General features: G+C 66.5%; 13 protein-coding genes. 1 reads left to right on the forward strand and 12 read right to left on the reverse strand.

Features of this window, described 5'->3' with window-relative positions; translation table 11 throughout:
- Positions 1–643: 643 nt before the first annotated feature.
- A complete protein-coding gene (gene murA, locus ACWDUM_RS00005) occupies positions 644–1,906 on the reverse strand; it encodes a UDP-N-acetylglucosamine 1-carboxyvinyltransferase (protein WP_450113541.1) in 1,263 nt (420 codons plus the stop codon).
- A gap of 59 nt (positions 1,907–1,965) precedes the next feature.
- Here murA and ACWDUM_RS00010 point away from each other — a divergent pair, with 59 nt between their 5' ends.
- Positions 1,966–2,541 (forward strand): cob(I)yrinic acid a,c-diamide adenosyltransferase, encoded by a 576-nt coding sequence (locus ACWDUM_RS00010; RefSeq protein WP_450132416.1) that lies wholly within the window; start codon positions 1,966–1,968, stop codon positions 2,539–2,541.
- Between the two features lie 51 nt (positions 2,542–2,592).
- On the opposite strand, the gene ACWDUM_RS00015 is transcribed toward ACWDUM_RS00010, so the two are convergent.
- From ACWDUM_RS00015 to ACWDUM_RS00065, 11 genes are all read right to left on the reverse strand, one after another.
- Positions 2,593–3,027, reverse strand: a complete 435-nt coding sequence (locus ACWDUM_RS00015; protein ID WP_450113539.1) for a DUF2550 domain-containing protein — start codon at positions 3,025–3,027, stop codon at positions 2,593–2,595.
- Between the two features lie 53 nt (positions 3,028–3,080).
- Positions 3,081–3,449, reverse strand: a complete 369-nt coding sequence (locus tag ACWDUM_RS00020; RefSeq protein WP_450113538.1) for a F0F1 ATP synthase subunit epsilon — start codon at positions 3,447–3,449, stop codon at positions 3,081–3,083.
- A 6-nt stretch (positions 3,450–3,455) separates the two neighbouring features.
- Positions 3,456–4,904, reverse strand: coding sequence for a F0F1 ATP synthase subunit beta (atpD, locus tag ACWDUM_RS00025; RefSeq protein ID WP_450113537.1), 1,449 nt, complete (start codon positions 4,902–4,904; stop codon positions 3,456–3,458).
- A 6-nt stretch (positions 4,905–4,910) separates the two neighbouring features.
- The gene (locus tag ACWDUM_RS00030; RefSeq protein ID WP_450132417.1) at positions 4,911–5,882 is read right to left on the reverse strand and encodes a F0F1 ATP synthase subunit gamma; all 972 of its coding nucleotides are present in this window, start codon (positions 5,880–5,882) and stop codon (positions 4,911–4,913) included.
- A gap of 47 nt (positions 5,883–5,929) precedes the next feature.
- Positions 5,930–7,573: a F0F1 ATP synthase subunit alpha gene (atpA, locus tag ACWDUM_RS00035; protein ID WP_450113535.1), complete on the reverse strand. Its 1,644-nt coding sequence runs from the start codon at positions 7,571–7,573 to the stop codon at positions 5,930–5,932.
- Between the two features lie 79 nt (positions 7,574–7,652).
- The gene (locus ACWDUM_RS00040; protein ID WP_450113534.1) at positions 7,653–8,477 is read right to left on the reverse strand and encodes a F0F1 ATP synthase subunit delta; all 825 of its coding nucleotides are present in this window, start codon (positions 8,475–8,477) and stop codon (positions 7,653–7,655) included.
- A 5-nt stretch (positions 8,478–8,482) separates the two neighbouring features.
- Complete coding sequence (locus ACWDUM_RS00045) at positions 8,483–9,043, reverse strand: F0F1 ATP synthase subunit B (protein ID WP_450113533.1); 561 nt, start codon at positions 9,041–9,043, stop codon at positions 8,483–8,485.
- 7 nt (positions 9,044–9,050) lie between these two features.
- Positions 9,051–9,293: an ATP synthase F0 subunit C gene (locus tag ACWDUM_RS00050; protein ID WP_450113532.1), complete on the reverse strand. Its 243-nt coding sequence runs from the start codon at positions 9,291–9,293 to the stop codon at positions 9,051–9,053.
- An 89-nt stretch (positions 9,294–9,382) separates the two neighbouring features.
- Entirely contained in the window at positions 9,383–10,108 is a 726-nt protein-coding gene (gene atpB / locus ACWDUM_RS00055; RefSeq protein ID WP_450113531.1) for a F0F1 ATP synthase subunit A, read from the reverse strand.
- 428 nt (positions 10,109–10,536) lie between these two features.
- On the reverse strand, positions 10,537–10,992 hold the full coding sequence (locus ACWDUM_RS00060; protein ID WP_450113530.1) for a hypothetical protein: 456 nt from the start codon (positions 10,990–10,992) through the stop codon (positions 10,537–10,539).
- Between the two features lie 35 nt (positions 10,993–11,027).
- A complete protein-coding gene (locus ACWDUM_RS00065; RefSeq protein WP_450113529.1) occupies positions 11,028–12,233 on the reverse strand; it encodes a glycosyltransferase family 4 protein in 1,206 nt (401 codons plus the stop codon).
- Between the last annotated feature and the right edge of the window lie 10 nt (positions 12,234–12,243).

The following is a 12,243-nucleotide window of genomic DNA, read 5'->3' on the forward strand; positions in this document are numbered from 1 at the left end:
CCTGAGCCAGGATCAAACTCTCCGTTGAAGACTCTGGATTGGCCGGCGAACCGGCAATCAGTCATAGACATCGAGTCAAATCACTAGCAAAAAAAACTCAAACTAGCTAAACACTGACCATCCCAGACGGAAGAATGGAATGATCAGCAAATACCCACCCCATACAAAATGATGGAGTGGAGTACCAAATAATTTGGCACTGACATTCATCGGCACACTGTTGAGTTCTCAAAGAACACGCACACACCTTCGTGTCCGAGATATCTCGGCCTCTCCGGGGCAACTGTTCCAGCCTAACTGATTTCTCCCACCGGCGCAAACCGGTGAAGCAAGATCCAGCAGGCTTGCCAGGCGCCTTCGTCCAACCTCGTGTCCCAGTCCCTTGCGGGCCGGGTCGGTGTCCGTGTCGCTCTGACTCGACAAAAGTTACGTGGCCGTGAACGGCATCGCAAATCCGCTGGTCACAGCATGCGCAGCAACATGAACACGCAGGTCACAACCCCTCGAAACCCATCAACTCCGGCAAAACACCGAGGTGTGACGCCGGACACCGTCTCTTTCGAGGGCTCCACAACGCCGAAGGGCGTCGTCCCTCGCATTCGCGAGCGACGACGCCCTTCCGTCACCACGGGCCGGCCGGACCTCAGTCCGTTCCCGGCACCCGCTCGATGTCTCCCCCTAGATCGGTGAGGTCCTCGACGAACCTCGGGTAGCCGCGGTCGATGTGGTACACGTCGTGGACCTCGGTGGTTCCGTCTGCGACCAGGCCGGCGAGCACCAGACCCGCGCCGGCGCGGATGTCGGACGACCACACCGGCGCGCTCGACAGCTGCGGGATACCCCGGACCACCGCATGGTGGCCGTCGGTACGCGCGTCGGCACCGAGCCGGATCATCTCCTCGACGAACCGGAACCGTGCCTCGAAGACGTTCTCGGTGATCATCGAAGTGCCGTCCGCGACGGCGGCCAGCCCGATCGCCATCGGCTGCAGGTCCGTCGGGAATCCGGGGAACGGCAGGGTCGCGAAGTTGACCGCCCTCGGACGCGACTCCTGCACCACCCGGAATCCGTCGGGCTCGGCGGTGACCTCCGAGCCAGCCGCCCGCAGCTTGTCGAGCACGAGTGCCAGATGCCTCGGGTTGACCCCGCGCACGCGCACGTCACCGCGCGTCATCGCAGCGGCGATTCCCCAGGTGGCCGCGACGATGCGGTCCCCGATCACGCGGTGCTCCGTCGGGCGCAGGGCCCTGACACCCTGAATCGTCAGCGTCGACGTTCCGGCGCCCTCGATCTGGGCGCCCATCCGCCCAAGCATGTTGCACAGGTCGACGATGTCGGGTTCGCGGGCGGCGTTGTCGATCACCGTCTCGCCCTTCGCGAGGACAGCCGCCATCAGGATGTTCTCGGTCGCCCCGACCGACGGGAAGGCCAGTCGAATGCTGGCACCGTGCAGATCCTCCGCCTCGGCGACGACGCAGCCGTGCTGAATCTCGCTGGTGGCGCCGAGCAGGCGGAGCCCCGACTGATGCATGTCCAGCGGTCGCGAACCGATCGCGTCACCACCGGGCAGTGCCACGACGGCCCGGCGGCACCGTGCGACGAGCGGGCCGAGCACACAGACCGACGCCCGGAACTGAGTCACCGCGGGGAAGTCCGCGTGGTACTTCGGTTCGGCCGGGGTGGTGATCCGCACCTCGTCACCGTCGAGTGCCACCTCGCAACCGAGTCCACGCAGGACCTCGGCCATCAGCGGGACGTCGAGGATGTCGGGACAGTTGGTGATCGTCGTGGTGCCCTCGGCCAGCAGTGCTGCCGCCATCAGTTTCAGGACGCTGTTCTTCGCGCCGCTGACGGAGACTTCTCCCGACAGTCGGTTGCCGCCGGTGACCAGAAAGCGTTCACTCACAGTCGCACAGCCTAACCAGCCGCCCTCGGCGCCCTCGCGAGGCGCGGTACCGTGACCCCATGGCAGTGCACCTGACCCGCATTTACACCCGTACCGGAGACGACGGGACCACCGGACTGAGCGACTTCTCCCGGGTGTCGAAGAACGACCCCCGGCTGATCGCCTACGCCGACTGCGACGAGGCCAATGCGGCGCTCGGAGTCGCACTGGCCCTCGGCTCCCCCGACGACCGGATCACCGGCGTGCTCCGACAGGTGCAGAACGACCTGTTCGATGCCGGCGCGGACCTGTCGACGCCGGTGGTCGAGAATCCGAAGTACCCGCCGCTGCGGGTCACCCCCGCCTACGTCGAACGCCTCGAGGGATGGTGCGACGAGTTCAACGAGGAGCTCGAGCCGCTGAATTCGTTCATCCTGCCGGGTGGGACCGTGTTGGCGGCGCAACTGCACGTCGCACGAACCGTGGTCCGGCGTGCGGAACGCGCGGCGTGGGCCGCGGTCGACGCGGCGCCCGAGGACACCAGCGTGCTGCCGGCGAAGTACCTGAACCGGTTGTCGGACCTGCTGTTCATCCTCGGCCGGGTCGCGAACCCGGGCGGCGACGTCCTGTGGAAGCCCGGCGGAGACCGCAGCTGACCCTGAAACCACGAGAACCCCGACCGGAGACGGTCGGGGTTCGTTCGTATGTCAGTCGGTCGATCCGGGTGGGCGTCCACGCACGGAACGCCCGGACGGCCGCGATTCGACCCAGGAGAGGAACGCGGTCAGCGCTCCCCTGTCGAGGGCGAACTCGAACGCCCGCTCACCATCACGCACCTCGACGATGACGATCTCGTCGGTCATGATGTCGTACTCGGTGTCCTGTGGGGATCGCCGATCGCCGAGTTCGATGCCCTGACGGGCGATCCGCGTATCCGGTCCCGGGCGCAGGCTCGACAGTTTGAAGAACACCAGGGTTTCCTCGCCGTAGCGAATGATCCCGTGCCGCCAACCCAGACCGGCGTCGGCAGGCAACGTTCGCAGGATCGCCGCGGTGCCGCCGCGCCGCAGGACGGTGAGGCGGTACACGAAAGCCGCGACGAGGGCCGCGAGCAGCACAACCAGAATGAAGAGAACGATCACTCCGGATGTCACTACTCGTCGGCCTACTCGTCGCGGCTTTTCGGGGGTACCTGTCAGGCCCGCTCGACAGCGCGGAGCTGGCCCTTGGCGATCGCGATCGCCTCGTCGGTGGCGCTGCTGTCGGCGAGGACGGCCTTGGCGACGTCGACGTCGATGTCCCCGGAGAAGTCCGCGGACTCCGCCAGGACCGTCACCGTCTTGCCGGTCACCGAGAGGAAGCCACCGTGCACCGCGGCGACGAGACGCTCGCCGTCAGCGGTGGTGATGGCGACCGTCCCGGCCTCGACCAGCTGGCCGAGGACCGGCTCGTGGCCGTACATGATGCCGATCTCACCCTCGGTGGTCTGGGCGCTGACGAGAGTCGCCTGCCCCGACCACAGCCGCCGCTCGACGGCGACGAGCTCAACGGTCATCTCAGCCATGGTCGACTACTTCCCCGCGATCTTGGCGGCAGCGGCCTCGACGTCGTCGAGTCCACCACAGCTGTTGAACGCCTGCTCGGGCAGGTGATCGAACTCGCCCTTGCAGACGCGGTCGAACGCCTCGATGGTGTCGCGCAGCGGCACCACGGAGCCGGGCTCACCGGTGAACTTCTCGGCGACGATGAAGTTCTGGCCGAGGAACTTCTGCAGACGACGGGCGCGGCCGACGAGGACCTTGTCCTCTTCCTGCAGCTCGTCCATACCGAGGATGGCGATGATGTCCTGCAGTTCCTTGTACTTCTGCAGGATCCGCTTGACCTCGTTGGCGACGCGGAAGTGCTCCGCACCGACGATGCCGGGCTCCAGGATGCGCGAGGTCGACGTCAGCGGGTCCACAGCGGGGTAGATACCCATCTGCGAAATCGGACGCGAGAGCTCGGTGGTCGCATCGAGGTGCGCGAACGTGGTCGCCGGCGCCGGGTCGGTGTAGTCGTCGGCGGGGACGTAGATCGCCTGCAGCGAGGTGATCGAGCGGCCACGGGTCGAGGTGATGCGCTCCTGGAGCTCACCCATCTCGTCCGCCAGCGTCGGCTGGTAACCCACGGCCGAAGGCATACGACCCAGCAGGGTCGAGACCTCGGAACCGGCCTGGGTGAAGCGGAAGATGTTGTCGATGAACAGCAGCACGTCCTGGCCCTGGACATCGCGGAAGTACTCCGCCATGGTCAGCGCGGACAGCGCCACGCGCATACGCGTTCCCGGCGGCTCGTCCATCTGGCCGAAGACAAGGGCGGTGTCCTGGAGGACGCCCATCTCTTCCATCTCGAGGTGAAGGTCGGTGCCCTCACGGGTGCGCTCACCGACGCCTGCGAACACCGAGGTTCCGGAGAACTCGCGGGCGATACGGGTGATCATCTCCTGGATCAGAACGGTCTTGCCGACGCCGGCACCACCGAACAGACCGATCTTGCCGCCCTTGACGTACGGGGTCAGCAGGTCGATGACCTTGATGCCCGTCTCGAGGATCTCGGTCTTGCCCTCGAGCTGATCGAAGGCCGGGGGCTTGCGGTGGATGCCCCACTGCTCGCCGTCGCGACCGGTGCCCGGCGCGTCGAGGCAGTCGCCGAGGGCGTTGAACACGTGGCCCTTGACGACGTCACCGACGGGAACCGAGATCGGCTTGCCCGAGTCGACGACCGCCGCGCCGCGGACGAGTCCGTCGGTGGGCTGCATCGAAATGGTGCGCACCAGGTTGTCGCCCAGGTGCTGCGCGACCTCGAGGGTCAGCGTCTTGGCCACGGACGGGAGGGTGACCTCCGCGTTCAGGGCGTTGAACAGTGCGGGGACGGCGCCACGCGGGAACTCAACGTCCACAACGGGACCGATGACCCGCACGACCCGGCCGGACGTGGTGCCCGCGCCGTTCGCGTTGGTTTGGGTAACTGCTGCGGTCATGTGCTCTTAGTCACTTCCTGCGCTCGAGGCGAGCGCATTCGCGCCACCGACGATCTCGCTGATTTCCTGGGTGATCTGTGCCTGGCGCACCTGGTTGGCCTCACGGCTCAGGGTGTTCACCAGCTCGTTCGCGTTGTCGGTGGCCGCCTTCATGGCGGTACGACGTGCGGCCGACTCCGACGCTGCCGCATCGAGCAGCGAGGAGTAGATGCGGGTGTTGATGTACTTCGGCAGCAGGGCGGACAGCAGCGTCCCGGCCTCCGGCTCGAAGTCGTACTGAGCCGTCGGCGCAGCACCGTTCGAGTCGGTGAGCATGTCCTCGCCGAGCTCGAAGTTCTCGTCCTGGTAGTTGACCTCCAGCGGCGCCATCCGGCGAACCTCCGGAGACTGCGTCAGCATCGACACGAACTTCGTGTAGACGATGTGTAGCTCGTCGACGCCCTCGATCGTGCCCTCACCGTTGTACGCCGGGATCGTGTTGCCGGATCCCGCCATGAACAGCTCGACGAGGTGACGGCTGGCCCGTGCCGCATCGGCGTAGCCCGGATCCTGGGAGAATCCGGTCCAGGCACCCTTCACATCGCGGTCGCGGAAGGTGTAGTAGGTCAGGCCCTTCGCGCCGAGCACGTAGAGCACCGGCTCCTTGCCCTCGCTGCGCAGCAGCGCGAACAGCTCCTCGGCCTCGCGGAGGACGTTGGAGTTGTAGCCACCGCACATGCCGCGGTCGCTGGTGACCACCAGCACGGCCGCGCGCTTCGGGTTCGGGCGCTCGTTCAGCAGCGGGTGATCGAGCGATCCCGAGGCACTCGCCAGCGCGGAGAGCACCTTGGTGATCTCCTCGGCGTACGGCTTGGACGCCGCGACCCGAATCTGCGCCTTGGTGATCCGGGAGGTGGCGATCAGCTCCTGCGCCTTGGTGATCTTCTTGGTCGAGTTGACCGACTTGATGCGGGAGCGCAATTCGCGCAAGTTCGCCATCTACTCAGTCCCTCCTTCCCAATTGGTGTCCGTCACGGCCGCCGCGCTCACTTGGTGACGTGCTTGCGGGTGACGGAAACCTGCTCCTGGCTGACCTCGTCGGCACCGAGAGCGGCGGCCTCGGCCTCGTTGACGACGCGGCTGCCGTCGGAGGCGAGGAAGCCCTGCTTGAACTTGTCGGTCGCGGCATTGAGCGCCTCGATCGAGCTGTCGTCGAGCGCCTTGCCGCCCGCGATCTGCTCGTACACGCCGGCGGCGTTACGGTGCAGGTCCTCGAGGAGCTCGGACTCGAACCGGCGGACGTCGCCGACCGGCACGGAGTCGAACACGCCTTCACCGGCGAGGTAGATCGAGATGATCTGGTCCTCGACAGCGATCGGGCTGTACTGGTCCTGCTTGAGCAGCTCGACCAGACGCTGGCCACGCTCGAGCTGAGCCTTCGATGCCTCGTCCAGGTCCGAGGCGAACGCGGAGAACGCCTCGAGCTCACGGAACTGTGCCAGCTCCAGACGCAGCGAGCCGGAGACCTTCTTCATGCCCTTGGTCTGGGCGGCGCCACCGACGCGGGACACCGAGATGCCGACGTTGATGGCGGGGCGGATGCCCTTGTTGAACAGGTCGGACTCGAGGAAGACCTGACCGTCGGTGATCGAGATGACGTTGGTCGGGATGTAGGCCGAAACGTCGTTGGCCTTGGTCTCGATGATCGGCAGCGCGGTCAGCGAACCGCCACCGAGCGCGTCGGACAGCTTGGCCGAGCGCTCCAGCAGTCGGGAGTGCAGGTAGAAGACGTCACCGGGGTAGGCCTCGCGTCCCGGCGGGCGACGCAGCAGCAGCGAGATGGCGCGGTACGCCTCGGCCTGCTTGGTCAGGTCGTCGAACACGACGAGGACGTGCTTGCCCTGGTACATCCAGTGCTGGCCGATGGCCGAACCGGTGTACGGAGCGAGCCACTTGAAGCCGGCGGAGTCGGAGGCCGGGGCGGCGACGATGGTGGTGTACTCCATCGCACCGTTCTCCTCCAGCGCCTGCTTCACGCCGGCGATGGTGGAGCCCTTCTGACCGATCGCGACGTAGATGCAGCGGACCTGCTGCTTCGGGTCGCCGGTCGCCCAGTTGGCCTTCTGGTTCAGGATCGCGTCGATGCAGACCGCGGTCTTGCCGGTCTTGCGGTCGCCGATGACGAGCTGACGCTGTCCGCGGCCGATCGGGGTCATCGCGTCGATGGCCTTGATGCCGGTCTGCAGCGGCTCCTCGACGGGCTGACGCTCGAGCACGGTCGCGGCCTGCAGCTCGAGGGCGCGGGTCTCGGTCGACTCGATCTCGCCCAGGCCGTCGATCGGCTGGCCGAGCGGGTTGACGACGCGGCCGAGGAAGCCGTCGCCGACGGGAACGGAGAGGACGTCGCCGGTCCGCTTGACCTGCTGGCCCTCCTCGATGTCCTGGAAGTCACCCAGGATGACGGCACCGATCTCGGTGGCGTCCAGGTTCAGCGCCACACCGAGGACGCCGCCGGGGAACTCCAGCAGCTCGTTGGCCATCGCCGAAGGCAGGCCGGTGACGTGCGCAATGCCGTCGCTGGTGTCGGACACCGTGCCGACCTCCTCACGGGAGGCCTCCGGGGAGTAGCTCGCGGTGTAGTTCTCGATCGCGCTACGGATCTCGTCGGAGGAGATCGTCAGCTCCGCCATGTTCTTCCTGCTCTCGGTATCTGGTCTCGAAATTGGTTCGGGAGGGTGGGTGCTGCGTGGCGCAGCAGGTGGACGCCGGCTACTTGAGGTTCTTGCGCAGCGCGGCGAGTCGTCCCGCGGCACTGCCGTCGATGACCTCGTCACCCACGCGGACCACGAGTCCACCGAGGAGCTCGGGGTCGACCTCCACATGCACGGTGACCGGCTTCCCGTAGGTCCTGGTCAGCGTCTCGGCGAGCCGTTCGGACTGGGCTGCCGACAGGGGGGTGGCGCTGCGCACGTGCGCGACCGCCTTGTCCCGTCGGGCCGCGGCCAGCTCGGACAACTCGTTGAACGCGTCCGCCGGAGCCGACTGCAGTCGGCCGACCGCCTGGCCCGCCAGCGCCTCGGTGACCGCCGTGACCTTGCCGTACAGCAGCTTGGACAGAAGCTCACGCTTGGCCGACGCCGGGCGGGCACGATCGGACAGGCTCTGCTCGAGGTCGGCGTCGCCGGCCACGATGCGTCCGAGCCGGAACAGCTCGTCCTCGACGGTGTCGAGCTGACCCTGGTCGTCGGCTGCACGCAGCAGCGACTCCCGGCCCAGCTGGACCAGCGAGTTGCGCAGGTCCGCGGAGGTCGACCAGTCCTGACCGACCGCTGCCTTCAGCGTCGCCTGGGTCTCGGCGGAAACCTTGTCCGAGAACACCTGCTCGGCGAGCGCCTGCCGGACGGCCGCGGGAGCCGACGGATCGGCCAGCGCGGCGCGGAGGGTGCGCTGGCCGTCGAGAACCTCGACCGCCGTGAACAGCTCCGCACCGGTCTGTGCCGCAGCCGCGGTCGCTGCGCCGGCCGAAACCCCGGCCAACGCTGATTCCAGGGCGCTCCTCGTCTGAGTCAGCGCCTCACGGCTTGCTGCGTACATGGTGCTCACTTTCCGTTTGCGGAGTCAGCGCTGACGGTGTCCAGTTCGCTGAGGAACCGGTCGATCGTGCCGGCCCGCTTCACGTCGTCGGCAAGGGTCTCGCCGATGACCTTCTCGGCCAGGTCCACCGCGGTGCGCCCGAGGTCGCTGCGGAGCTCCGCCACGATCTGCTGACGCTGTGCGGCGAGCTGGTTGCTGCCGGCTGCGACGATACGGTCGCTTTCCTCCTGGGCCTGCACCTTCATCTCGTTGATGATCTGCTGCCCCTGGGTGCGGGCATCCTCGCGGATGGCCGCGGCCTCGGTCCGAGCGTCGGCGAGCTGGGCGCGGTACTGCTCGAGCGCCGCCTTCGCCTCTGCCTGGGCCTCTTCGGCGCGCTTGATGCCGCCCTCGATCTGGTCGGAGCGATCGGCCAGGACCTGCTGGAACTTCGGAAGGATGTACTTCCAGAAGACGAAGCCGATGACAGCGACACAGACCAGCGACCAGACGATGTCATAGGTCTCGGGGAGCAGAGGATTGATGTCCTCACCCTCCGAGGCCGCGATCACTGCAATGTTCGACATGGCGTGATCAGAAAATGAAGCCGGCAACGAGGCCGATCAGCGCCAGGGCCTCGGTGAACGCGATACCGAGGAACATGTTGGTACGGATCTGGCCGGCGAGCTCGGGCTGACGGGCGATGCCCTCGATGGCCTTACCGACGACGATGCCCACGCCGATGCCCGGGCCGATGGCGGCGAGGCCGTAACCGATGGCGCCGAATCCGCCGCCGGTGACCTCGGAGGTGGTCTGTGCCAGGTACGAGAGGCTCATGTGGTTTTCCGTTCCCTTTCTGTTGCCCGCCGCCGGGTTCGGCGAAGGGTCAGTTTGTGTGGTGTGTCAGGCAGTCAGTGCAGTCGAGATCAGTGCGAATCGGCGTGCAGCGCCAGGTCGATGTACACGGCGGTCAGCAGGGCGAAGACGTACGCCTGCAGGAAGATCACCAGCAGCTCGAAGAGGGTGAAGCCGAATCCGGCTGCCAGCGAGAACACACCGAAGATCTTCATTCCGGCCGCGGCCTCGAAGAAGAAGTACTGGGTGGCGCTGAAGAACAGCACGAGCATGATGTGACCGGCCAGCATGTTGGCCATGAGTCGCACGGTCAGCGTGAACGGCCGCAGGATGAACGTCGAGATGAACTCGATCGGGATCAGCAGGAAGTGCAGCGGCAGCGGCACGTTCGGGACCACGATGCTCGACTTCACGTACTTGAAGAAGCCGTACTTCTTGATACCGACGTAGTTGAACACGACGTACGCGAGCGCGGCGAGAACAATCGGCATGCCGACGCGTGCGTTGGACGAAATGTTCAGGAACGGGATCACACTGGACGAGTTCAGGAACAGGACCGTGAAGAAGATCGTGACCAGGACGGGCAGGAAGCGCTTGCCCTGTTCCTTGCCGAGGACCTCGTCGGCGATCTGCTCCTTGACGAAGTTCAGTCCGATCTCGGCGACGTTCTGCGCGCCACGAGGGATGAGCTTCGGGCTGCGCATCGCGAACGCGAAGAAGCCGAGCAGGACGACCGTCATGAGGATGCGGATCAGCATCAGACGGTCGAGCTCGAACGGCGTGCCCTCGAACAGCACAGCGGGAGGGAAGAAGTCTGCAAGTGACGGCGGATGGAACTCCGCGGCCAGGGTGGTGACGCTCAGCGGTCTCTCCCGTAGTCGTGGCCGCAGGCGGCATCGCCTGCGGTTCGATCGGACATTGACGAACTAACAAGTCGACAAGGTCGGCTCGCGTATTCGTCAGCCGCTGTGCCCGCCTGTGCCCGGAGGAATCGGCGGTCTTGCGTCTGTCGGTGTCGGCGACTGTCGTCGACTCGGCGGCCCCACCACGCGCAGTTTCGTACCACGAAACACTCGAAACGGGAGTCACCTGTGCGACTGCGGCCCGACGCTGTTTCGTCTGATTCGCGTCATTCCAGCACTCGCGTGAGCTTGACCTTATCAAGACAACTACGACGTTGTGTAGACGGGGGTCGTCATTGACGAAAAAACTACTGGATGTAGTACTACTTCTCGTCAGATTTGGGCTCCGCGGTGTCGACGTACGGCACCTTCACCTTCAGCAGACCGTAGGTCTCGGCACCGAGCACGATCACCAGTGCGAGCACCATGACGATCACCAGGGCGCCCTTGCTGTAGAAATCCATCCCCTTGAGCAGGCCGAGCACGACGATCGCCAGGATCATCTTCAGCAGCCAGCTGCCGAGCAGGATCAGACCCGACGTCGCCGGCGGCATCTTCTCGGTGAACAGGACCGCCAGCGCGGTGCAGAGGATGAACCCACCGCCCACCGCGACACCGATCAGCGCACCCCACAGTCCGGCCCACCCCGCGACCAGCGAGGCCACCACGGACCCCACGACCGCGAGGGCAACCAGCCCTGCGAGCCCCCAACGCACCGCGGCGCGAAGTGGTGCGGACGGATCGGGCAGGGGTTCGGGAGAGAAGCTCACAACCGTCAAGGGTAGCGGTCGCTCAGGAACCGCCGCCGCACCCGTCAGGCGGCACCGCCGCCGTCGCGGCCACGAACCTGCTGCAGCCGCAGCGACGGGACCGCGGTCACCACCAACGCGAACACCAGCCCGCCGGCCACCAGCAGCACCACGATGCGCCGGTCGAACAGCGCGGACCCCACGGCACCGAACGCGAGCACGCCGACCCAGAGGTAGATCAGAAGCACGACACGGCGGTGCGAGTGCCCGATCTGCAGCAACCGATGGTGCAGGTGCATCTTGTCCGGCGCGAACGGGCTGCGGCCCGCCATCGTCCGGCGAACCACCGCCAGCAGCAGGTCCAGGATCGGAATGAACATCACGGCGCCAACGAGGAGCAGCGGCGAGAGCAGGCCGAGCATGTCGCGAGATCCATAGGCGTTCAGCGGGATCCGCCCGGACGCACTCGTCGAGATCGCTGCGAGCATCAGGCCGATCAGCATCGACCCGGAGTCGCCCATGAAGATCCGGGCCGGCTGGAAGTTGTGCGGGAGGAACCCGAGGCAGGCGCCCGCGAGCGCGGCGGCCAGCATCGCCGGCGGGTAGGCGCTGACGTCACCGCCCTGCTCGTGGAGCAGGCCGACGGAGAACACGCAGATCGCCACCGACGCGATCAACCCGAGTCCGGCGGCCAGGCCGTCGAGACCGTCGACGAAGTTCATCGCATTGATCATCACGACCGCGACGAGCACGGTGAACAGGCCGCCCTGCAGCTGGTCGAGCACCCAGGTGGTGCCGCCCCCGAACGGGACGTACAGCACCAGCCAGCTCACACCCATCACGACCATCACCCCGGCCGCGGTGACCTGGCCGACGAACTTGGTGAGCGCGTCGAGTCCCCAGCGGTCGTCGATGAACCCCACCGCGACGATCACCGTCGCCGAGACCAGTGCCGCCGGAATGTCCTTGGTGTTGTACTCGAATCCGCGCGTCAACGCCGGAAGCTGTTGAGCGAACAGCAGTGCCGCAGCAAAACCGAGGTACATGCCGAGGCCGCCGAGTCTCGGCGTCGGCGTGACGTGCACGTCGCGGTCCCGGGGAACGGCGACCGCACCGAACTTGATCGCGAACAGCCGCACGGCACCGGTCGCGAGGAACGTGACGACCGCGGCGGTGAACAGCACCAGCAGCAGCTCCCGCAGCGGCACCCCGGCCCCCCGGTTCGCCGGGCCGTCCGCTGCGAGCAGGAGCGTGGCGTCGACGACGGTCACTGTGCGGTGC

This window comes from Rhodococcus sp. NPDC003322 (genome assembly GCF_053589555.1).

Excerpts from the sequence above, each read along its gene's own strand:
- ACWDUM_RS00010 (WP_450132416.1), top strand. The coding sequence starts at position 1,966 with ATGGCAGTGCACCTGACCCGCATTTACACCCGTACCGGAGACGACGGG.
- ACWDUM_RS00020 (WP_450113538.1), bottom strand. The coding sequence starts at position 3,449 with ATGGCTGAGATGACCGTTGAGCTCGTCGCCGTCGAGCGGCGGCTGTGG.
- atpD (WP_450113537.1), bottom strand. The coding sequence starts at position 4,904 with ATGACCGCAGCAGTTACCCAAACCAACGCGAACGGCGCGGGCACCACG.
- ACWDUM_RS00030 (WP_450132417.1), bottom strand. The coding sequence starts at position 5,882 with ATGGCGAACTTGCGCGAATTGCGCTCCCGCATCAAGTCGGTCAACTCG.
- atpA (WP_450113535.1), bottom strand. The coding sequence starts at position 7,573 with ATGGCGGAGCTGACGATCTCCTCCGACGAGATCCGTAGCGCGATCGAG.
- ACWDUM_RS00040 (WP_450113534.1), bottom strand. The coding sequence starts at position 8,477 with ATGTACGCAGCAAGCCGTGAGGCGCTGACTCAGACGAGGAGCGCCCTG.
- ACWDUM_RS00045 (WP_450113533.1), bottom strand. The coding sequence starts at position 9,043 with ATGTCGAACATTGCAGTGATCGCGGCCTCGGAGGGTGAGGACATCAAT.
- ACWDUM_RS00050 (WP_450113532.1), bottom strand. The coding sequence starts at position 9,293 with ATGAGCCTCTCGTACCTGGCACAGACCACCTCCGAGGTCACCGGCGGC.